Consider the following 22,125-nt stretch of genomic DNA (forward strand, 5'->3'; position numbering starts at 1 on the left):
TCGAAGATGACAGGCTTCTCCTGTCCGTTTCCACGGGTTCACTTGGATGTCGCCCGGACGGGCCGCCGGGGCCCGCGGCATTCAGCCGCGGACCGCCTTGCGCAGGGCCCGTGCCCGCCGCACGACGCGGCGGGCCGTGGAATTGCGCGGCAGGAAAGCCAGCCGCTGCGGAATTCCGCCGGGCAGACCCAGCGCGGTGAGCCGGCGCTTCTTGAAATAGCGCCGGGTGCGCGGCCCGAGATGACGGGCCAGGAACTGCTCCGCCTTCGGACGCAGTTCCGGATAGATCTGCGGCTGCATGGTGAAACCGACGGCCGTGAGGAGTCCGGGCAGCCGCTCGGCCGGCAGCAGGTCACCGCCTCGGGCGTCGTCCAGGTCCGGCAGGGCCGCGTCCGCCAGCGTGGTGGGGACGCGGTTGCTGTTCTGGTAGGGCGTCAGCCGCTCCAGCAGCAGCTCGGTGCCGACGCGGGCGACCGGCAGGTCGTAGAAGGCGGAGGCGGTGAACAGCGCCGTCGAGAAGCAGCCGACGACCAGGGCCGGGCGGGCGCGGTCGAAGAGGACCTCGGCGAGGACGGGTGTGTCCAGCACCGTGAGGTCCACACCGAGCTCGCCGGCCTCGGTCTCCAGGGCGCGGCTGTAGCGGGCCGGGGCGGTCGGGTGGGGCTTGAAGACGACCGTGCGGTGGCCGCGGGCGACGGCGCCCCGCAGCATCCGCACGTGCAGGTCCTCCTCCTCCTCGGGGGAGAGGATGTCCAGCGCCGACAGGTACTGGCCCAGCAGCAGCGCCGCGTCGCCGGGCAGATCCGGCAGTCCGGGGACGGCCGCTCCGACCTCGCCGAGCACCTTGAGGAAGGCGGGCGTCGGCACCAGGCGGGCCGGCACGCCGAACTCGGTGAGCAGCATCGGCGTCAGGCCCGGCACCAGGTCCAGGTGCAGCAGCCGCCGCACCCGGGTGCCGACGAGCGGGTCGAGCTTGTTGCGTGTGGGGCCGTAGCTCATCAGGCCGTCGGCGTAGACGTCGACGGGGGCGTCGGTGAACAGCTGGGCCACCGTCAGCGCCGGTGCGACCTGGAGGGACTCCAGGACCAGGCTGATCCGGTCGTCGCCGAGACCCCACAGCAACCGCAGATGGCGCTCGAACAGGGGGACGTCGTCGGCGCGCGGCGTCCACGCCCCGGGGTGGAAGGGGCGGATCGCCTCGTTCCACGACAGCACCTCGTCGAAGTGCGAGCGCAGCGGCTCGAAGCCCGGCATCTCGTCGAGGGCCGGAGTGACCTCCGGCGTCGCGGAGTTGTTGAACACCAGCAGCACCCGGCGGTCCGGCTCCTCGAAGAGGTCGGAGTCGATCGCGGCGGCCAGGGTGGCGACGCCGTACAGCGTCGAGGCGCAGAAGATCTGGGTGGTCCCGGGCATCAGGCGGCCGCTCCCGTCGTGGTGACCCGGCGGCGCAGCCGCCGCAGTCGGGCAGAGCGGTCCATGTCCATGGCCTCCAGTGCGTCGGCGAGCGCGTCCTGCGGCAACCGCTTGACGGCCGCCGCGCTCATCGAGCGCAACTGCCGGGCCACGGACGGCTCGAACCGGTCCTCCTGGGACAGGTGGTGGGCGATGATCGCGCAGTAGGTCCGCACCGCCTTGGGCAGCAGCCGGTCCGCCTCGCGGTCCCGGGCCGTCTCCTCGACCACCTGGTCGAAGGCGCGGATGAAGTCGAGCTGGCGGACGTCGCCGATCTGGGTGAGCGACGAGGCGACCCCGCGCCGGTAGAACACGCCCAGCAGACTCACCACGGCGAACGACTCCGCCTCCCGGTGCAGTTTCCAGATCCACGGCCGATCCTCGGCCGTGCGCAGCCCGTCGGTGAAGTGGAGCAGGCCCCGGTCCACCAGGCGCCGGTGGTAGGCGCCGGCCCACGCGTACGCGTAGTCCACGGAGGTGGAGCGGTGCGCGGGCAGGATCGCCTCGCGCGGGTCGAACGCCTCCCAGCGGCGCCCGACCGGCACCCGGTGCACGGACCGGGCGCGCGCGGTGGCCTGGACGTGGTCGGTGCGCACGAAGTCGCAGCCCAACCGGTCCATGGCGGACACCAGTTCGGTGAGGTAACCCGGGGCAAGCCAGTCGTCGCCGTCCAGGAACGTCAGGTACTCGCCCTGAGCCGCGTCCAGTCCGGTGTTGCGGGCGGTGGCCAGACCCCCGTTGCGCTCGTGTCGGATGTAACGCACCTGCGCGACATCCGAGAGCTCCTCGGCGGCCCGTTCGAGAATGGCCGGGGTTTCGTCCCTGGAATGGTCGTCGACGAGGACGAACTCGAAATCCCGATCGGCGTTCAGCCGAAGGCTTCTGAGGGTGTCCGGGGCATATTGCTGCACGTTGTAGAACGGCACGATCACGGAAAGCTTAGGCACCCGCAAAACGTTAGGAGGCCGCCCGGCAGGGCAACTTTCCGATGCGCGTACACGGAGTGAACTCCATGTGTCAGAACGGTGCACCCCGTGTACTTCCCGCTTTCCGGCGGGCCAGTTCGGCTCGCGGTGGGGTGTTGTTAACTTTTCGTTGAGTCCCGGTTCCGCCGTACCTCGGATTCGCTTCCTAGCGTCGTCGACGTGCCAGCAAGTACACCGAAGCGCCCGCGTATCGCGGTTCTCGCGGACTCCGACACCCGATGGAAATGGGGTGCCCTCACCGCGCACCGCATCGTCCCCGGACCGTCCATGGAAACCGCAGAGGACCGGGCCGCGCAACCCGGACCCGTCCTCGACGGGTTCCTGCTGCGCGGCCGGGCCACACCCACCCCGCGCCAGCTGCGGGAGGTGGGCGTGAGCGCCGACTCGCTGCGGGAGGTCACCGCCGCCGAGTTCCTGCGCGTCATGGGCGAGGAGACCTACGACGTCCTGGTCCTCGCACTCGTCGGCGGCGGTGTGCAGGCGGTGCTCCACGGCCTCCGGCACGCCTGGTCGGGGCGGACCTCGCGCCCCGTCGTCGTCACGGGTTACGTGGGCGTCGTCTACGAGAAGCTCGCCGACGGCCTGCTGCTGCGGCACGGAGCCGACCTGGTCCTCGCCAACTCCCGCCAGGACGCGGACCGTTTCCGCGCCGTCTACGCGGGAGTGGGCGCCGACGCCTCGTCGGTGACCGAGGTCGCCCTGCCCTTCCTGGGCGGCGCGCCCTACGCCGGGGAGCACGACCCCTACCGGGTCGTCTTCGCCGCCCAGCCCTCGGTGCCCGGCAGCCGCCGGGACCGTACGTACCTGCTGGACCGGCTGGTGCGGCACGCCCGCCGGCACCCCGAGCGCGAGGTCCTGCTGAAGCTGCGCTCCAAGCCGGGCGAACACACCACCCACATCGAGGAACTGCCGTACCAGAAGCTGGCGCAGCGGCTCGACGCACCGGACAACTTCCGTCTGGTGTACGGCAACATGGGCGAGGTCCTGGACCGCACCGACCTGCTGGTGACGGTCAGTTCCACGGCCGCCCTGGAGTCGCTGCACCGCCGGATCCCGACCGTCGTCCTCACCGACCTCGGCGTGCGCGAGTCGCTCGGCAACCACCACTTCGTCGGCTCCGGCTGCCTCGCCTCCTGGGACCAGCTCGACGCCGGGCACCGGCCCGTCCCCGACGAGGAGTGGGTGGCCCGCCAGGGCGTGGGCGCCGACGGCTCCTACGGCAGCGCCTTCGACACCGCACGGGAGCGCATCGCCGAGCTGCTCGGCCGGCCCGGCGGACTGCCCCCGCTGGCGCCGTACTACACCCCCGTCACCGCGCCCGGCTACCTGCCCGGCGTCCTCGCCCGCCACCACCTCGGACCCGACGGCGCGCCCCTGCCCGGAGCGCCCGCCGCCGACCGGGAGCCCGGACCGGTCCGGCAGATCGTGCGCCGCGCTGCCCGCGGCGCCTACCGGCACGGCGTGCAGCGCGTGGCGCCCGTCATCCGGCGGATGGGCGAGCTGTGAGCCGCCGCCCCATCCCACGTCAAGGAGCTGAACCCATGTCCCACTCGGAAGCGGGCCCGGCCGCCCCGGCAGTACGCCGGGTGCTCGCGGTGATCCCCGCGCGCGGCGGTTCCAAGGGCGTGCCCGCGAAGAACCTCCTCCCGGTCGGTGGCGTCCCGCTGGTGGCCCGGGCGGTGCGCGAGTGCCGCTCCGCGCGGCTCGTGACGGACGTCGTGGTCTCCACCGACGACCAGGCCATCGCCGCCGCCGCCCGCGAGGCGGGCGCCGAGGTCGTGCTGCGCCCCGCCGCCATCGCCGGGGACACCGCCACCTCCGAGGCCGCCGTCCTGCACGCCATGGACGCCCACGAGGCCCTGCACGGCGCCCCGGTGGACGTGGTCCTGCTCGTGCAGTGCACCAGCCCGTTCCTGGTCCGCGAGGACATCGACGGGGTCGCCGGGGCAGTCGCCGCCAACGGCGCCGACACCGCCGTCACCGTCGCGCCCTTCCACGGGTTCGTCTGGCGGGACGCCGACGACGAACTCGCGGCCGGCTCCGTCGCGGAGAACGACGCGGCCGTGGGCGGCGGTTACGGCGTCAACCACGACAAGTCCTTCCGGCCCCGCCGCCAGGACCGCCCGCAGGACCTCCTGGAGACCGGCGCCGCCTACGCCATGGACGCCGCCGGGTTCCGCGAGCACGGCCACCGCTTCTTCGGCCGCACCGAGCTGGTCCGCACCGACCCCGCCCGCGTGCTGGAGATCGACGACCCGCACGACCTGGCCCGCGCCCGGGCCCTCGCGCCGCTGTTCGACGCGGACCGGCCCGGCGCCCTCCCGACCGCCGACGACATCGACGCGGTCGTCCTCGACTTCGACGGCACCCAGACCGACGACCGGGTGCTGATCGACTCCGACGGACGGGAGTTCGTCTCCGTGCACCGCGGGGACGGACTCGGCATCGCGGCCCTCCGCAGGAGCGGCCTGAAGATGCTGATCCTGTCCACGGAACAGAACCCGGTGGTCGCCGCCCGGGCCCGGAAGCTCAAGCTCCCGGTGCTGCACGGCATCGACCGCAAGGACCTCGCGCTGAAGCAGTGGTGCGAGGAGCAGGGCATCGCGCCGGAGCGCGTGCTCTACGTCGGCAACGACGTCAATGACCTCCCGTGCTTCGCCCTCGTGGGCTGGCCCGTGGCGGTCGCGAGCGCCCACGACGTCGTGCGCGGCGCCGCACGCGCGGTCACCACCGTCCCCGGTGGCGACGGCGCGATCCGAGAGATCGCCAGCTGGATCCTCGGCCCCTCTCTCGATTCCCTCACCAAGTAAGGACATCTGCTGCCATGAGCACCAACTCCCGTATCCGCCAGTTCGGTTCGCGCGAGGTCGGCCCGGGCCGTCCGGTCTACGTCTGCGGTGAGATCGGCATCAACCACAACGGCGAGCTGGAGAACGCCTTCAAGCTCATCGACGCCGCCGCCGAGGCCGGCTGCGACGCCGTCAAGTTCCAGAAGCGCACCCCCGAGATCTGCACCCCGCGCGACCAGTGGGACATCGAGCGGGACACGCCCTGGGGCCGGATGACCTACATCGACTACCGCCACCGCGTGGAGTTCGGCGAGGACGAGTACCGCGCCATCGACGACTACTGCACGTCGAAGAACATCGACTGGTTCGCCTCCCCGTGGGACACCGAGGCCGTCGCCTTCCTGGAGAAGTTCGACGTCCCCGCCCACAAGGTCGCCTCCGCCTCCCTCACCGACGACGAGCTGCTGCGCGCCCTGCGCGCCACCGGCCGCGCGGTGATCCTGTCCACCGGCATGTCGACCCCGAAGCAGATCCGCCACGCCGTCGAGGTCCTCGGCTCCGACAACATCCTGATGTGCCACGCCACGTCGACCTACCCGGCCAAGGCCGAGGAGCTCAACCTGCGCGTGATCAACACCCTCCAGCAGGAGTACCCGAACGTCCCGATCGGCTACTCCGGCCACGAGACCGGCCTGCAGACCACCCTCGCCGCGGTCGCCCTGGGCGCCACCTTCGTCGAGCGCCACATCACCCTCGACCGCGCCATGTGGGGCTCGGACCAGGCCGCCTCCGTCGAGCCGCAGGGCCTGACCCGCCTGGTCCGCGACATCCGCACCATCGAGGCCTCCCTCGGCGACGGCGTGAAGAAGGTCTACGACTCCGAGCTGGCCCCGATGAAGAAGCTGCGCCGTGTCGCCGGTGTGGTCGCCGAGGCGGAGATCGCCACGGCGGCGGGCGAGCCGGTCGGCGTCTGAGCACCCACCCCATCACCCCCTTACGACGGGACGGTCGTACGTCGATGAGCCCCCGCGCCGGGAACGCCGGCCCCCACACCCTCGCCTTCGTCGAGAGTCCGGTACAGCTGCTGAACGTGCTGGAGTGGGCGCACGCGCACGCGCCCGGCGTGGGGCTCACCCTCGTGGTGCTGTCACCCGTCGACCCGATGACGCGCGGCCAGCTGCGGCGGATGTCCGACCTGGCCCGCGACGAGGGGCACGAGATCCGCTGGGAGGAGGCGCGCGGCGGCCCGCTGGCGCCCTTCCAGACCATCGGCGGCCTGGCCGGCCTGCTGCGCAGGGCCCGCCGGATCGTGCTGGGGGACCCCTTCTCCCGCTACGTCCAGCTGCTGCTGACGATCGCCCGCGCCCGCGACCTGGTCGTCGTCGACGACGGCACGGCCACGATGGAGTTCGTCGGCCAGCTGGCCCGGGGCGAACGCCTGGTGCGCTGGCACCGCAAGGGAGGCCGCCCCGGCCCCCGCGACGTGCTCTTCGCCCCGGTCTCGTCCTCGGCCCGGCGCCGTCTGACCCCGGGCGGCGGGCGCCGGGTGGAGATCTTCTCCTCCATGCCGATATCCGAGGCCCCCGCGGGCGTGACCGTCAGCGCCCACACCTTCGCCTGGACCCGCGCCCGCTTCGGCCCGCCCCGCATCACCAAGGGCGCCGACATGGTGGGCACGTCCCTGGTGGAGACGGGCGTGGTCGACGACGGCCGCTACCTGGAGGCCGTCCGCGCCCTGGCCGCCGCCCACGGCGCCACGCGCTACTTCGCCCACCGCCGCGAAAGCACCGAGAAGCTGCACCGCCTCGCCGTCGAGACGGGCCTGGAGATCGTCCGCCCGGAACTCCCGCTCGAACTCATCGCCCGGCGCGGCCCCATCGGCCGCACCGTCGTCAGCTTCCCCTCCACGGTCGTGCACACCCTGCCGCTCGCCCTGACCGGTACGGGCGTGCGCGTCGCGGTCTGCGACATCGACCCGGCCTGGCTCACCGACACGGCCTCCCCCCGGGCCCAGGGCTTCCTCTCCGGGGTCACCGACTCGGCCCGCGACGCCCACCGCCTCCCTCCGGCGGGCCGGAACCGCCCCGGCCCGGCCGAAACCGGGGGCAGCGCCGGAACCGTCACCGCGAGGCAGGGCCCGGTCGGGCTGGCGGCACCGTGATCCAGGACACCGTCCGGTCGGTGAACCCGACGGTGTTCGGCGCGCGGGGCGTGGTAGACGTGGAAGAGGATGGAGGGATACCGGAGTGATGCACGAGTGCGGGATGTCACACTCCGTGGGATGGTGTGCACCCGCGGGGCCCAAAAGGCAGGCAGGTTACCCATCTCAGTTGATACCTATGCGTCCGGCGGTCAAATTTTCCTCCCCTAACGGGTTGAAGTTTTTGTGATCGAGGGTCAGCCGACCGCCCTGGCGCCCTACCCTTCAAAGGGTGAAGCAATTGATGTCACTGGAGTCCGAGGTCGATCTTCCTGGGGGAGCCGAGCTCCCCGGCGCGTTGCCCGACGCTCTGCGCGCCGAGCTCATCGCGTTCCGGCGCGACCTGCACATGCACCCGGAGCTGGGCAACCAGGAGTTCCGCACCACCGCCGCGATCAAGGAGCGGCTGGAGCGGGCCGGCCTCACGCCACGCGTCCTCCCCGTGGGGACGGGACTGGTCTGTGACATCGGCCTGGAGGGCGACCAGTGGGAGGGCGGGCCCAGCATGCTCGCCCTGCGTGCCGACATCGACGGCCTGCCCATCCCGGACATGAAGGCGGACTGCCCGTACCGCTCCACCGTGCCCGACCGCGCCCACGCCTGCGGCCACGACGTGCACACCACCGTCGTCCTCGGCGCCGGCCTGGTCCTCGCCGACCTGCACCGGCGCGGTCAGCTGCCGCGCCCCGTCCGGCTGATCTTCCAGCCGGCCGAGGAGGTGCTGCCCGGCGGCGCCGCCGACGCCATCAAGTGCGGTGCGCTGGAAGGGGTCGGCGCGATCATCGCCGTCCACTGCGACCCCCGCGTGGACGCGGGCAGGATCGGGCTGCGCGAGGGTCCCATCACCTCCGCCTGCGACCGGCTGGAGATCGGCCTGGACGGCCCGGGCGGCCACACCGCCCGTCCGCACCTGACGACCGACCTGGTCACGGCGGCGGCCCGCGTGGTCACCGACGTGCCCGCCCTGGTCGGACGGCGGTTCGACACCCGGAGCGGACTCGCCATCACCTGGGGCCGCATCGAGTCGGGCCACGCCCCGAACGTCATCCCGCAGCACGCCGAACTCTCCGGCACCGTCCGGTGCCTCGACCTCGAGGCGTGGCGGCTGGCCCCCGACGTGGTGGTGGGCGCCATCGACGAGATCGCCAACCTGCACCGCGCCAAGTCGGAGATCAACTACGTGCGCGGCGTCCCGCCGGTGGTGAACGAGCCGGGCGTGACCGAGCTGCTGCGCGAGGCCATGATCGCCCGGCGCGGCGTCGAGTCCGTGGAGGGCACCGAGCAGAGCCTCGGCGGCGAGGACTTCTCCTGGTACCTGGAGCACGTCCCCGGCGCGATGGCCCGCCTGGGCGTCCGCACCCCCGGCGAACGCCAGATCCGCGACCTGCACCAGGGCGACTTCGACGTCGACGAGTCGGCCATCACGGTGGGAGTGGAACTCTTCACGGCCGCGGCCCTGGTCGACGGCCTGCGCTGACACCCACCCTTGTCGGTACGCCCCTTGGGGGCGCAGGGAACGGCGCGACCAGCCACGACGGCGCCGCACAAGGCAGACGACCAGCGGACCGTCACCCCCGGCACAGCCCCCGGTTGCGTCCCACGCAACCCGGGGGCAGCCTGGTGCCCGTGACGAGCAGGCATGCGCCGTGTGCCCGAGTACACCTTTCGACCCTGTTCGAACCCGTGGTTCACAAGGGCGTAACCGGCCATCGGCACGAATGGATAACGGCCCCGCGGCGAACCGTTCCCAGGAGTGTCTACGCGCGTTAATGTGCGCCGAACCGAGCACCCATCGCGGGGCTTTGGAGAATGGGGAACTTCAGATGCGTCGGATTTCCAGGATGGCCCGCGTCGCGGTGGGGGTCGCGTCGCTCGGGCTCGTTGCCACGGCGTGTGGCGGCACCAGCAGCGACAGCGGCGACAGCGGCAGCAACGACAAGGGCGTCGCCATCGCCTACGACGTCGGTGGCAAGGGCGACCAGTCCTTCAACGACGCCGCCTACGCCGGCCTGACGAAGGCCAAGGACGAGTTCGGCTACAAGACGGCCGACATCGAGCCCACCGAGGGCGAGACGGACGCCGACAAGGAGCAGCGTCTGTCGTCGCTGGCCAAGCAGGGTTACAACCCGGTCATCGGCGTGGGCTTCGCCTACGGCCCGGCGATGAAGGCGGTGGCCGCCAAGTACCCGAAGACCACCTTCGGCATCGTGGACTCGGTCGTCGAGGGCAAGAACGTCGCCTCCCTGGTCTTCGCCGAGGAGCAGGCCTCCTACCTCGCCGGTGTCGCGGCCGCCAAGGCGACGAAGTCCGACGTGGTCGGCTTCATCGGCGGCGTCGACGTCCCGCTGATCCACAAGTTCGAGGCCGGCTACAAGCAGGGCGTGCAGGACACCAACCCCAAGGTGAAGGTCCTGTCGCAGTACCTGACGCAGACGGCGGAGGAGGGCGGCTTCTCCAGCCCCGACAAGGGCAAGGCCGCCGCCGAGGGTCAGATCGAGAAGAAGGCCGACGTGCTGTACGCCGCGGCCGGCCTGTCCGGCCAGGGCGTGATCGAGGCCGCCGCCAAGGCGAAGGTCTGGGCGATCGGCGTCGACTCCGACCAGTACAAGCAGGCCGCTCTCGCGCCGTACAAGAACTCCATCCTCACCTCCGCGCTCAAGGATGTCGGCGGCGCGGTCTACACGCTGTCCAAGTCGGTCAAGGACGGCAAGCCGCTGACCGGCACCCAGACCTTCGACCTGAAGGTCAACGGCGTGGGCCTGTCGGAGTCCAACCCGGAGTACGCGAAGGTCCCGGGCCTGAAGGACGCCGTGGCCAAGGCCAAGGAAGGCATCGACGACGGCTCCATCAAGGTCAACACCGAGTGACGACGCCGTAGAAGAAGCAGTGGAGCGGGCGGGCACCCACGGTGCCCGCCCGCTTCGCGTGCGCCGGGGGCCACCAGCCCCGGCATCCGGCCGCCGGATCACCCAGCGCCACCCCCCGTTTGCGGTCGGCAACGGCCCGGCCAAGGGCCGGTGATGGCTTGGGCACGGGCGCATAACAAGGTGGACAGAAGGGGTTTTCAGGCAGGTCTACGCGCGTTAATCTGCGGCGAAGCCAGCGCTGAAGCTGAACCGTCCCGGCGCTGTGCGACCTCGGTTGTACGACAGGAGCACCCACACATGCGCCGGATTTCCCGGATCACGGTCGCAGGCGCAGCGACCGCCTCCCTGGCCCTCGCGCTCTCCGCCTGCGGCGGCACCTCGACCTCCGGGTCCTCGGAGTCGAAGGGCGGCGACAAGGGCCTCGCCATCGCCTACGACGTCGGTGGCAAGGGCGACCAGTCCTTCAACGACGCCGCCTTCGCGGGCCTGGAGCAGGCGAAGAAGGAGTTCGGCTACACGACCGCCGACCTGGAGCCCACCGAGGGCGAGACGGACGCCGACAAGGAGCAGCGTCTGGCGTCCCTGGCCAAGCAGGGCTACAACCCGGTGATCGGCGTGGGCTACGCGTACGCCGCGGCCATCAAGGGCGCGTCCGAGAAGTTCCCGGACACCACCTTCGGCATCGTCGACGACGCCACCATCGAGGCCAAGAACGTCGCGGACCTGGTCTTCAGCGAGGAGGAGGCCTCCTACCTGGCCGGCGTCGCCGCCGCCAAGAGCACCAAGTCGAACGTGGTCGGCTTCGTGGGCGGCGTGGACATCCCGCTGATCCACAAGTTCCAGGCGGGCTTCGCGCAGGGCGTCAAGGACACGAACCCGAAGGCCAAGGTCCTCTCGCAGTACCTCACCCAGACGGCGGAGGAGGGCGGCTTCTCCAGCCCCGACAAGGGCAAGACCGCCGCCGAGGGCCAGATCGAGAAGAAGGCGGACGTGGTCTACGCGGCCGCCGGCCTGTCCGGTCAGGGCGTCATCGAGGCCGCTGCCGCCAACAAGGTGTGGGCCATCGGTGTGGACTCCGACCAGTACCAGCAGGAAGCCCTCGCCAAGTACAAGGACTCGATCCTGACCTCGGCGATGAAGGACGTCGCCAAGGCGGTGTACAACCTGGCGAAGTCGGTCGAGGACGGCAAGCCCGAGACCGGTATCGTTCGTGGCGATCTGAAGACCGGCGAGGTGAGCCTGTCGAACTCCAACCCGAAGTTCGCGGACGACGCCGAGCTCCAGGAAGCCATCAAGACGGCCAAGGAGAAGATCATCAGCGGCGAGATCAAGGTCAAGAGCAGCTGACGAGCGACTGCCTCGAAGCAGGCGGTAACCCGCGGGGGTTGCGTCCGCTCGACGGGGTACGGGGAGGCAGCTCCTCGTGCCCCGTCGCCGCGGGGCGCCGACCCCTTTGTATGCCGTAGGGGCGCTACGCGCGTAGACGGCCCCCGTCCCCAGGAGAGTGCGCCATCAACGCGTCCAGCAGCCCTCCGGCCGGAGCGGCGGTCAACGATTCGGTGACCGCCGTCGAGCTCGCCGGGATCACCAAGCGTTTCCCCGGCGTCGTGGCCAACCACGACATCCACCTCAGCGTCCGCAAGGGCACCGTGCACGCCCTCGTCGGTGAGAACGGCGCCGGCAAGTCGACGCTGATGAAGATCCTCTACGGCATGCAGAAGCCGGACGAGGGCACCATCGCCGTCGACGGGCAGCAGGTCACCTTCTCGTCGCCGGCCGACGCCATCGCCCGCGGCATCGGCATGGTCCACCAGCACTTCATGCTCGCCGACAACCTCACGGTCCTGGAGAACGTGGCGCTCGGCAGCGAGAAGCTCTACGGCATCGGCGCCAAGGCCCGCCGCAAGATCAAGGAGCTCTCCGACCGCTACGGCCTCGGCGTCGAGCCCGACCTGATGGTCGAGGAGCTCGGCGTCGCCGCCCGCCAGCGCGTGGAGATCCTCAAGGTCCTCTACCGCGGTGCGACCACGCTCATCCTCGACGAGCCGACCGCGGTCCTCGTCCCGCAGGAGGTCGACGCCCTCTTCGCCAACCTGCGCGAACTGAAGTCCGAGGGCCTGTCGGTCATCTTCATCTCGCACAAGCTCGGTGAGGTCCTCTCCGTCGCGGACGAGATCACCGTCATCCGCCGCGGCACCACCGTCGGCACCGCCGTCCCGTCCGAGACGACGCCCCGTCAGCTCGCCGAGATGATGGTCGGCAGCGAGCTGCCCACGCCCGAGACGGCCGAGTCCACGGTCACCGACCGCCCGGTCATCACCGTCGACCGGGTGCGCCTCGCGGCCCCCGGCGGCAAGGCCCTCCTCGACGACATCAGCTTCACCATCCACGCGGGTGAGATCCTCGGCATCGCCGGTGTCGAGGGCAACGGGCAGACCGAGCTCGTCGACGCGCTCATCGGCCTGCGGTCCCCCGACAGCGGCACGATCCGGCTCGCCGACGAGGAGATCACCGCCTGGCCCACGCGCAAGCGCCGCGAGCAGGGCATCGGCTACATCCCCGAGGACCGCCACCGCCACGGTCTCCTCCTGGAGGCGCCCCTCTGGGAGAACCGCATCCTCGGCCACGTGACCGAGAAGCCCCTCGCCAAGGGTGTCTGGCTGGACCCGAAGGCGGCCCAGGAGGACACCCGCCGGATCGTCACCGAGTACGACGTCCGCACCCCCGGCATCGACGTCACCGCGGCCTCCCTGTCCGGCGGCAACCAGCAGAAGCTGATCGTCGGCCGCGAGATGAGCCACCAGCCGCGCTTCCTCATCGCCGCCCACCCCACCCGCGGTGTGGACGTCGGCGCGCAGGCCGCCATCTGGGACCACATCCGCGAGGCCCGCCGCGAGGGTCTGGCCGTGCTGCTGATCTCCGCCGACCTCGACGAGCTGATCGGCCTGTCCGACACGCTGCGCGTGATCTACAACGGCAAGCTGGTCGCGGACGCCGACCCGGCCACCATCACCCCCGAGGAGCTCGGCTCGGCCATGACCGGTGCCGCCACCGGGCACCTCGAGCACGACGAGACCCCCGAGATCTCGAAGGCAGACGCCCCCGAGTCTCCGGAAGACGAGGCCCGCTGATGAAGAAGTTCGACAAGGAGCGCGTGCTCCTGGCGGTGGCCGGGCCGGTCATCGCGCTCGCCGTGGCCTTCGTCCTGAGCGCGATCGTGCTGATCGCGTCGGGCAAGAACCCCGTCGAGCCCTTCGCGTTGATGTTCGAGCAGCTCGGCTTCTCGGACATCCAGGTGCTGATCATCAACCAGGCGTCGCTGTACTACATCGCGGCCCTGGCGGTGGCCATCGGCTTCCGGATGAACCTGTTCAACATCGGTGTCGACGGCCAGTACCAGCTCGGCGCCATGATGGCCGCCGTCGTCGGCGCGCACATGAACCTGCCCGCCGCCCTGCAGGTCCCGCTGCTGCTCCTGACGGCCGTCCTCACCGGCGCCTTCTGGTCCGGTATCGCCGGTGTCCTCAAGGTCACCCGCGGCGTCAGCGAGGTCGTCGCCACGATCATGCTCAACGCGATCGCCACCTCCGTGATCGCCTACCTGTGGCTGCCGGACGTCTTCGGCGTCAAGGTCGGCAACAACAACACCACCGGCGAGATGCACGAGTCCGGCTGGATCCCCGGCATCCCGATGGGCGACGCCGGCGAGATCTACGGCCTGGTGCTGCTCGCCGTGCTGCTCGGCATCGGCTACTGGGTCGTCCTCAACCGCACCCGCTTCGGCTTCGACCTGCGCGCCTCCGGCGCCTCGCAGACCGCCGCCGCGGCCAGCGGTGTGGACCCCAGGCGCATGGTGCTCAGCGCCATGCTGATCTCCGGCGGCATCGCGGGCCTGGCCGGCCTGCCGATCCTGCTCGGCGACACCCACACCTACAGCCTGAACTTCCCCACCGGCATCGGCTTCCTCGGCATCGGCATCGCCCTGCTCGGCCGCAACAGCCCCGTCGGCATCGCCTTCGCCGCCCTGCTGTGGGCCTGGCTCGACAAGGCCTCCCCGGAGCTGGACTTCCACGGCTACGACAAGGAGATCGCGGTCATCATGCAGGGCCTGATCGTCCTCTCCGTCGTCGTCTCCTACGAGGCCGTCCGCGAATGGGGCCTGCGCCGCCAGCAGCGCCGCGTCGGCGCCGAACTCGCCGCGGGCCACGTCCTCGGCGCCCAGAACACGAAGGAGGTGGCTGGCCGATGACAACCGCGACCGACGTCAACCAGCCCACGCTGCAGCCCGCGGCGCCGACCGGCCGCCGCCTGTCGTGGCCCGTCCTGCTGCTGATCATCGCCGGCGGACTGGCGCTCACCTCGATCGTGCGCCTGATCACCGGCGCCGACGGCATCACGAACGTCAGCCAGATGTCCACCGCCCTCCAGCTCGCCGTGCCCATCGGCCTCGCCGGACTCGGCGGTCTGTGGGCCGAGCGCGCGGGCGTGGTCAACATCGGCCTCGAGGGCATGATGATCCTCGGCACCTGGTTCGGCGCCTGGGCCGGTTTCCAGTGGGGCCCGTGGACCGGTGTCCTGGTCGGCATCCTCGGCGGCGCGATCGGCGGCCTGCTGCACGCCATCGTCACCGTCACCTTCAACGTCAACCACATCGTCTCCGGTGTGGCCATCAACATCCTCGCCCTCGGCGCCACCCGCTACCTCGCGCCCCTCGCCTTCGAGGGCCACGCGGGCGGCTCGGCCAAGCAGTCCCCGGCGGTGGAGTCCCTCGGCCACTTCACGGTGCCGGGACTGTCCGACGCGCTGCGCGACCTCAACAACCAGGGCTGGTTCTTCGTCTCCGACATCGCCGGCCTGCTCGGCGGCCTGGTCACCAACGTGTCCTGGCTGACGCTGATCGCCGTCGCGCTGATCCCCGGCACCTGGTGGATCCTGTGGCGCACGGCCTTCGGCCTGCGGCTGCGCTCCTGCGGCGAGAACCCGGTGGCCGCCGAGTCCCTCGGCGTCAACGTCTACAAGTACAAGTACATCGCCGTCGTCATCTCCGGCGGTCTGGCCGGCCTCGGCGGTGTCTTCCTGTCCATCGTCGCCAACCCCTTCTACCTGGAGGGCCAGGTCAGCGGCCGCGGCTTCATCGGCCTCGCGGCGATGATCTTCGGCAACTGGATGCCGGGCGGCCTCGCCCTCGGCGCCGGCCTGTTCGGCTACACCGACAGCCTCAACCTGCGCGGCGGCTCCGCCAACGTGCACGCCCTGCTGCTGCTCGGCGCGCTGCTGCTGATCATCGGCGCCATCTGGCTGGTCGTCCGCAAGAAGTACGCCCCGTCGATGATCACCGCGGTCGTCGCCGCCCTGGTCTTCGCCTGGTACGCCACCACCGACGAGGTCCCCAACCAGGTCGTCTCCGCCACGCCGTACGTCATCACCCTGATCGTCCTCGCGCTGTCCGCGCAGCGGCTGCGGATGCCCAAGGCGGACGGACTGCCGTACCGGAAGGGGCAGGGCAAGTGACCGGCTCCGGCCCCGCCGCCGACTGGGAGAAGCTGCGCGCGGTGGCCCGGGACGCCATGTCCCGGGCGTACGCCCCGTACTCGGGCTACCCGGTCGGTGTGGCGGCCCTGGTCGACGACGGGCGGATCATCTCCGGCTGCAACGTCGAGAACGCCTCGTACGGGCTCGGTCTGTGCGCCGAGTGCGGCCTGGTCTCGGAACTGCACAACACCGGCGGCGGTCGGCTGACGCACTTCACCTGCGTCGACCGCGACGGCGCCACGCTCGTGCCGTGCGGACGCTGCCGCCAGCTGCTCCACGAGTTCGGCGGACCGGACCTGCTGCTGGAGACCCCGGAGGGCATCCTGCCGCTGTCCCGCATGCTGCCCCAGGCCTTCGGCCCGGACCACCTCGCCAAGTAACGCCCGCCCGGCCCCCCTGAGTTGCCCAAGCGACGGGCTCAGGGGGGCCGTGCGGTTTCCGCAACCCTCGGAAGGAAGCCAAGCCATGGCCATGGACGTCATCTCCGTCATCCGCACCAAGCGGGACCGCGGCGAGCTCAGCGACGCGCAGATCGACTGGGTCATCGACGCGTACACCCGCGGGGAGGTCGCCGACGAGCAGATGTCCGCGCTCGCCATGGCGATCCTGCTCAACGGCATGAACCGGCGCGAGATCGCCCGCTGGACGGCCGCGATGATCGCCTCCGGCGAGCGCATGGACTTCTCGTCCCTGTCCCGCCCGACCGCCGACAAGCACTCCACGGGCGGTGTCGGCGACAAGATCACCCTCCCGCTGGCCCCGCTGGTCGCGGCCTGCGGCGCGGCCGTCCCGCAGCTGTCCGGCCGCGGCCTCGGCCACACCGGCGGCACCCTGGACAAGCTGGAGTCGATCCCCGGCTGGCGCGCACTGCTGTCCAACGAGGAGATGCTGGACGTCCTCGACACCACCGGTGCGGTCATCTGCGCCGCGGGCGACGGCCTCGCCCCCGCCGACAAGAAGCTCTACGCGCTGCGCGACGTCACCGGCACCGTCGAGGCGATCCCGCTGATCGCGTCCTCGATCATGTCCAAGAAGATCGCCGAGGGCACGGGCTCGCTCGTGCTGGACGTGAAGGTCGGCACCGGCGCGTTCATGAAGACCATCGAGGACGCCCGTGAGCTGGCCTCCACCATGGTCGGCCTGGGCACCGACCACGGCGTGAGGACGGTCGCGCTCCTCACCGACATGTCGACCCCCCTCGGCCTGACCGCCGGCAACGCCCTGGAGGTCCGCGAGTCGGTGGAGGTCCTGGCGGGCGGCGGCCCGGCGGACGTGGTCGAGCTGACGATCGCCCTCGCCCGCGAAATGCTGGACGCTGCGGGCATCAAGGACGCCGACCCGGCGAAGGCCCTGGCCGACGGCACGGCCATGGACGTCTGGCGGCGCATGATCGCGGCCCAGGGCGGCGACCCGGACGCGACGCTGCCGGTGGCCCGCGAGCAGCACGTGATCAAGGCCCCGGCCTCGGGTGTCCTCACCCGCCTCGACGCCTACGACATCGGCGTCGCCGCCTGGCGCCTCGGCGCGGGCCGGGCCCGCAAGGAGGACCCGGTGCAGGCGGGCGCGGGCGTCGAGATGCACGCCAAGCCGGGCGACACGGTGACCGAGGGCCAGCCGCTGCTGACCCTGCACACGGACACCCCCGAGCGCTTCGAGTACGCCCTCCAGGCGGTCGAGGGCTCCTACGACGTGGCGGCCCCGGGCACGGACTTCACCGCGTCCCCGGTGGTCCTGGAACGCATCGCCTGACCAGGCGGTTTCCCTTTCGGGTGAACGGGATCGGTGGACCACCTCCGGTCCCGTTCGGCATGCTGGCATGGGTGACGCACCCGATTGGAGAACCGCCATGAGCGCACTCACCGTCGACCACTCGCCGGCCAACGGACACGAGTGGGACGACCTCGTCCGGATCTGGCAGGAGACGGACGCGCCGGAGGGCTGCAAGGTGGAGATCATCGAGGGGATCGTCACCGTGGCACCACGGCCGTCCAACGCCCACAACGACATCGCCGACCTGGTTCAGCGAGCCTTGTACGAGGTCATCCCGAAGCACTGGGGCATCTACCAGACCCTGGGTACGGCGGTCCCGTCCCGTGACGGGCTCTACATTCCTGATCTTGCGGTAGCCCCCAGGCAGGTGCTGCGTGACGAGGGTGGCAACTTCATCCCGGCGGCTGCCGCCGAACTCATCGTCGAGATCACCTCCAAGTCGAACGCGGCGCACGACCGGATCGAGAAGGCCGCAGGCTACGCCCAAGCAGGTGTCCCGCTGTATCTGCTCATCGACGGTTGGGCCCCCGGAGGTCCTACCATCACGCTCTACGGCGAACCGCAACGGGAGGTCTACCGGGTCCTCGATGCGGGCAAGTTCGGAGAACTCATCACGCTGCCCGAGCCGTTCGGCCTCGACCTCGACACCGGCGAGTTCTCCGAGAACTGAGTCACCCCAGCACGGCCGCCACCACCACCAGGACCGGCACCGCCAGCACCGTCGACAGCAGGATCGCCTCCCTCGCCAGCACCTCGCCCACCCGGTAGCTGCTCGCGTAGGTGAACAGGTTCTGGGCCGCGGGCAGGGCCGACGTCACCACCACGTCCAGCAGCGGCGCCCCGCGCAGGCCGAAGACGCCCGCTGCCAGGGCCCAGGCGGTGAGGGGCTGGAACACGGACTTCAGCGCCACGGCGAGGAGCACCGGGGCCCGTTCCGCGCCGCGCAGCGGGAGCGTGCTGCCGCGCAGGGAGATGCCGAAGGCCAGCAGGACCGCCGGGACCGACATGTTGCCGATCAGGGTCAGGGGATCCAGCAGGGGGCCCGGCACCGTGAGGTCCGAGGCCGAGACCGCCACCCCGGCCAGGGAGCCCAGGGCTATCGGATTGCGCAACGGCGTCAGCAGCCGCTGCCACAGGGGCCGCTTCCGCCCGCCGCTCGCCAGGTCCAGGACGGTGAGGGCGACAGGGGTGACACCGACCAGCTGGAACAGCAGGACCGGCGCGACCAGGGACGCGTCACCCAGCACGTACACGGCGATCGGAATGCCGAGGTTCCCGGAGTTGACGTAGCTGGAGCACAGCGCGCCGATCGTCGTCCGGCCCACACCCCAGCCCCGCGCCGCGCCCACCGCCACGAAGACACCCGCCGCCGCTGCCGTGCTCATCGCCGTGACCAGCAGGCGGTCGGAGAAGATCACCGACAGGTCGGCCTGCGCGAGGGTCGTGAAGAGCAACGCGGGCGACGCCACGTGGAAGGCGAGCTTGGTGAGGACCTCGCGGCCGCCCTCGCCCAGATATCCCCGGCGGCCGATCAGATAGCCCACGCCGATGACCACGGCGATGACCGCGAACCCGCTCAGCACCCCCTGCACGGACCCCCCTCACCGGCGAAGCGGGCATCGGGCAGCGCGGCGGGGGGAGATGGTTGGGGCATACAGCCAACCCTCCGGGGGCGGCACGGCCCAGGTCAATGTGATCCTCGCGGCGCCCGCCCGGCCCGCACGGCATGCGCCGGACCGGCGTCCGCGATGAGTTACGGCCCGCCGCCCGGTCTACCGATCGTGGACGCCATGACACCGCCCGTGCTCGTACTGCCCGGCCCCGTCGACCGGGACGAGGTGAGGGGGCTGAGCGACGACGTGCGGGCACTGCTGGAGGGCGGCGGTGCCCGGGTCGTGGTCTGCGACGTCGGCGGCCTCGGACCGCCGGGTCTGGCCGCCGTCGAGCTGCTGGCGCGCCTCCAGCTGGCCGCCCGGCGCGCCGGAGGGCGGATACGGCTGCGCGATCCGGATCCGGCGCTATGCGCCCTGCTCGACCTGGTCGGCCTCCGCTTCGAGGTGGAGGGGCAGGTCGAAGAGGGGGAACCAGCGCTGGGTGTCGAGGAAGCAGTGGAATCCGGTGATCCGGCCGTCTGAGATCTCCAGGACCTGGACGGCCCACGGGGTGAAGCCGCCCTTCTCCGGGTCCGGCTTGTACTGGGCGAAGCCCGGCAGGCCGTTGACCTGCACCGGCACCAGCCGGGAGCCCGCGCAGGGCGCACCCAGGGTGGTCATGAAGCCCGTGATGTCGTCGGCGCCGGTCAGCCACAGGTCGAACGGCGGCATCGTCATGATGGCGTCCTCGTGGAGCAGCGCGGTCAGCGCCGTCATGTCGTAGCCCTCGAAGGCCGCCATGTAGCGGTCCAGCAGCTTCTGCTGGTCCTCGTCCAGCGGGTCCGAGACGGCCGCGTCGGCGCCCGGTTGCTGGCGCTCGGCGAGGGTGGCGCGGGCCCGCTGCAGCGCGCTGTTGACCGACGCGACGGACGTGTCCAGCAGCTCGGCGACCTCGCTCGCCCGCCACGCCAGCACCTCGCGCAGGATGAGCACGGCCCGCTGCTTGGCGGGGAGCTGCTGCAGGGCGGCCATGAACGCGAGCCGCACGGACTCCTTGGCCACGGCCGCCTCCGCCGGGTCGTCGGTGGTCGGCAGCACTCGGCCGTCCGGCATGGGCTCCAGCCAGGTGTTGTCCGGGCGGGGCGAGAGGGCCGCCCGGGCGAGCGGGGTGGACTCGGTGAGGTCCATGGGCCGGGCGCGCTTGTTGCCCGCGGTCAGCATGTCCAGGCACACGTTCGTCGCGATGCGGTAGAGCCAGGAACGCAGACTGGAGCGGCCCTCGAACTTGTCGTAGCTGCGCCAGGCCCGGACCATCGTGTCCTGCACCGCGTCCTCGGCCTCGAAGGAGGAGCCGAGCATCCGGTAGCAGTAACCCGTCAGCTCGGTGCGGTGTGCCTCCAGCCTGGTGTCCAGGTCCGTCGGTGCCGCCGTGCTGTTCGCCATCTCCACCCACCCCTGTGGACGTTCTGTTCACGCGCCATTGCGCCCCAGCACTTCGGAAGCTACCGCAGCCCACTGACAACGGCCCCCCGAGCGCACGAAAGCGCAGCTCAGGGCTGGTGATCCAGAACGCCCGCGGCGCCCGTGAAGACCTTCACACGATCCACGGACGGGGGCGCAGCCGACCCCGTTTCACACCGCCGTGGCGAGGCGGCGCTCGGCGCGGGCGGCCCGGGTGCCGAGGACGGTGATCGTCACGACGCCCAGCACGGCCAGCAGTCCGACCCCGACCGTGCCGGCCCAGCCGCCCGCGTGGAAGGCGACCGCGCCGGCCGTGCTGCCCGCGCTGGAGCCGATGTAGTACGCGGACTGGTACAGCGCGGACGCCTGGGCGCGGCCGTGCGTGGCGGTCCTGCTCACCGCCGAGGAGGCCACCGCGTGGCCCGCGAAGAAGCCCGCCGTGATGAGGACCAGGCCCAGCAGGACCAGGGGCAGCGACCCGGCCAGGGACAGCAGCAGACCCGCGGCCGTCGTGCCGCCGCCCGCGTACAGCGCGCCGCGGCGGCCCAGCCGGCCCACCAGGCGCCCCGCCGTGGACGCCGAGACCGTACCGACGAGGTAGACGAGGAAGATCGAGCCGATGATGCCCTGGGGCAGGGAGAACGGCGCCTCGGTCAGCCGGTAGCCGATGACCGTGTAGACCCCGCCGAACACCGTCATGAACAGCGCGCCGATCGCGTACAGCCGGCGCAGCAGCGGGTTGGACAGGTGGTCGCGGACGGTCCGCGCCAGCACGCGCGGGCGCAGGGAGCCGGCCCGGAAGTGCCGCGGGGCGGGCAGCAGCAGCCGGAAGGCCACCGCGCAGGCCACCGCGATCACGCCGATCACCGCGACGGCGATCCGCCAGCCCCATTCCTGTGCCACCCAGCCGGTGATGACGCGGCCGCTCATCCCGCCGACGCTGTTGCCCGCGACGAACAGGCCGATCGCCGTCACCAGCGCCCTGGGACTGACCTCCTCCGCGAGGTACGCGGTCGCCGACGCCGGCAGCCCCGCCAGGGCGGCGCCCTGCAGCGCCCGCAGCGCGATCAGCGCGCCGAGAGAAGGAGCGAGGGGTACCAGCACGCCCACGGTCACCGCCACGGCCAGCGAGGCCGTCATGACCGTACGCCGCCCGAAACGCTCCGACAGGGCGCTCATCGGCAGGACGAACAGCGCCAGTCCGCCCGTCGCGGCGGCCACCGTCCAGCTCGCGTCGCTCGCCGCCACCCCGAACTCGCCGGAGATCAGCGGGAGCAGGGCCTGGGTCGAGTACAGCAGCGCGAAGGTCGCGACACCCGCGAGGAAGAGGGCGAGGCTCATCCGGCGGTAGCCGGGCCCGCCCGGGACCATGCGGGAGTCGGCGGCAGGGACAGCGGCATCGGCGCCCACGACGGTGGACGCCCCGGTACTGGCGGGAGACATGCCTCGAACGTACGGACCGCCGCACTGATCCGT

The 22,125-nt window shown here is 71.4% G+C and carries 19 protein-coding genes; 14 read left to right on the forward strand and 5 right to left on the reverse strand.

Annotated elements, in window-relative coordinates:
• Positions 1–81: 81 nt before the first annotated feature.
• Positions 82–1,413 carry an alpha-2,8-polysialyltransferase family protein gene (locus tag ACZ4M5_RS09310; RefSeq protein WP_467734650.1) on the reverse strand — a complete coding sequence of 444 codons (1,332 nt, stop codon included), beginning with the start codon at positions 1,411–1,413 and terminating at the stop codon, positions 82–84.
• Complete coding sequence (locus tag ACZ4M5_RS09315; protein WP_467734652.1) at positions 1,413–2,399, reverse strand: glycosyltransferase family 2 protein; 987 nt, start codon at positions 2,397–2,399, stop codon at positions 1,413–1,415. Before ACZ4M5_RS09315 ends, ACZ4M5_RS09310 begins: the two co-directional genes overlap by 1 nt.
• A 198-nt stretch (positions 2,400–2,597) precedes the next feature.
• Between ACZ4M5_RS09315 and ACZ4M5_RS09320 the strand changes: the two genes are divergently transcribed.
• The 13 genes from ACZ4M5_RS09320 (at position 2,598) to ACZ4M5_RS09380 (ending at position 18,266) form a co-directional block, all read left to right on the forward strand.
• Positions 2,598–3,944 (forward strand): DUF6716 putative glycosyltransferase, encoded by a 1,347-nt coding sequence (locus tag ACZ4M5_RS09320; protein ID WP_467734654.1) that lies wholly within the window; start codon positions 2,598–2,600, stop codon positions 3,942–3,944.
• Positions 3,945–3,979: 35 nt separating this feature from the next.
• Entirely contained in the window at positions 3,980–5,248 is a 1,269-nt protein-coding gene (locus tag ACZ4M5_RS09325; RefSeq protein ID WP_467734656.1) for a cytidylyltransferase domain-containing protein, read from the forward strand.
• Between the two features lie 14 nt (positions 5,249–5,262).
• Positions 5,263–6,201 (forward strand): N-acetylneuraminate synthase family protein, encoded by a 939-nt coding sequence (locus tag ACZ4M5_RS09330; protein WP_467734658.1) that lies wholly within the window; start codon positions 5,263–5,265, stop codon positions 6,199–6,201.
• 44 nt (positions 6,202–6,245) lie between these two features.
• Positions 6,246–7,388, forward strand: a complete 1,143-nt coding sequence (locus ACZ4M5_RS09335) for a hypothetical protein (protein WP_467734660.1) — start codon at positions 6,246–6,248, stop codon at positions 7,386–7,388.
• 283 nt (positions 7,389–7,671) lie between these two features.
• On the forward strand, positions 7,672–8,904 hold the full coding sequence (locus ACZ4M5_RS09340) for a M20 family metallopeptidase (RefSeq protein ID WP_467735543.1): 1,233 nt from the start codon (positions 7,672–7,674) through the stop codon (positions 8,902–8,904).
• 346 nt (positions 8,905–9,250) lie between these two features.
• Positions 9,251–10,294, forward strand: a complete 1,044-nt coding sequence (locus ACZ4M5_RS09345) for a BMP family lipoprotein (RefSeq protein ID WP_467734662.1) — start codon at positions 9,251–9,253, stop codon at positions 10,292–10,294.
• 297 nt (positions 10,295–10,591) lie between these two features.
• Entirely contained in the window at positions 10,592–11,641 is a 1,050-nt protein-coding gene (locus ACZ4M5_RS09350; RefSeq protein ID WP_467734664.1) for a BMP family lipoprotein, read from the forward strand.
• Positions 11,642–11,853: 212 nt separating this feature from the next.
• On the forward strand, positions 11,854–13,425 hold the full coding sequence (locus ACZ4M5_RS09355) for an ABC transporter ATP-binding protein (RefSeq protein WP_467734666.1): 1,572 nt from the start codon (positions 11,854–11,856) through the stop codon (positions 13,423–13,425).
• Positions 13,425–14,543 carry an ABC transporter permease gene (locus ACZ4M5_RS09360; RefSeq protein ID WP_467734668.1) on the forward strand — a complete coding sequence of 373 codons (1,119 nt, stop codon included), beginning with the start codon at positions 13,425–13,427 and terminating at the stop codon, positions 14,541–14,543. The genes ACZ4M5_RS09355 and ACZ4M5_RS09360 overlap by 1 nt, the downstream gene beginning before the upstream one ends.
• A complete protein-coding gene (locus tag ACZ4M5_RS09365; protein WP_467734670.1) occupies positions 14,540–15,805 on the forward strand; it encodes an ABC transporter permease in 1,266 nt (421 codons plus the stop codon). Before ACZ4M5_RS09360 ends, ACZ4M5_RS09365 begins: the two co-directional genes overlap by 4 nt.
• Positions 15,802–16,206: a cytidine deaminase gene (locus ACZ4M5_RS09370; RefSeq protein WP_467734672.1), complete on the forward strand. Its 405-nt coding sequence runs from the start codon at positions 15,802–15,804 to the stop codon at positions 16,204–16,206. Before ACZ4M5_RS09365 ends, ACZ4M5_RS09370 begins: the two co-directional genes overlap by 4 nt.
• 91 nt (positions 16,207–16,297) lie before the next feature.
• A complete protein-coding gene (locus ACZ4M5_RS09375; protein WP_467735545.1) occupies positions 16,298–17,575 on the forward strand; it encodes a thymidine phosphorylase in 1,278 nt (425 codons plus the stop codon).
• A 97-nt stretch (positions 17,576–17,672) separates the two neighbouring features.
• Positions 17,673–18,266 (forward strand): Uma2 family endonuclease, encoded by a 594-nt coding sequence (locus tag ACZ4M5_RS09380; RefSeq protein WP_467734674.1) that lies wholly within the window; start codon positions 17,673–17,675, stop codon positions 18,264–18,266.
• 1 nt (position 18,267) lies between these two features.
• Here ACZ4M5_RS09380 and ACZ4M5_RS09385 read toward each other — a convergent pair whose 3' ends face one another.
• Entirely contained in the window at positions 18,268–19,188 is a 921-nt protein-coding gene (locus ACZ4M5_RS09385) for an AEC family transporter (RefSeq protein WP_467734676.1), read from the reverse strand.
• A gap of 156 nt (positions 19,189–19,344) precedes the next feature.
• On the opposite strand from ACZ4M5_RS09385, the gene ACZ4M5_RS09390 reads away from it, so the two are divergent.
• Entirely contained in the window at positions 19,345–19,731 is a 387-nt protein-coding gene (locus ACZ4M5_RS09390; RefSeq protein ID WP_467734678.1) for an STAS domain-containing protein, read from the forward strand.
• Here ACZ4M5_RS09390 and ACZ4M5_RS09395 read toward each other — a convergent pair.
• On the reverse strand, positions 19,615–20,631 hold the full coding sequence (locus tag ACZ4M5_RS09395) for a sigma-70 family RNA polymerase sigma factor (protein WP_467734680.1): 1,017 nt from the start codon (positions 20,629–20,631) through the stop codon (positions 19,615–19,617). The genes ACZ4M5_RS09390 and ACZ4M5_RS09395 overlap by 117 nt on opposite strands.
• Before the next feature lie 189 nt (positions 20,632–20,820).
• The gene (locus ACZ4M5_RS09400) at positions 20,821–22,092 is read right to left on the reverse strand and encodes an MFS transporter (RefSeq protein WP_467734682.1); all 1,272 of its coding nucleotides are present in this window, start codon (positions 22,090–22,092) and stop codon (positions 20,821–20,823) included.
• Positions 22,093–22,125 lie beyond the last annotated feature (33 nt).

The sequence above is a fragment of the Streptomyces sp. NPDC026246 genome (assembly GCF_055567995.1).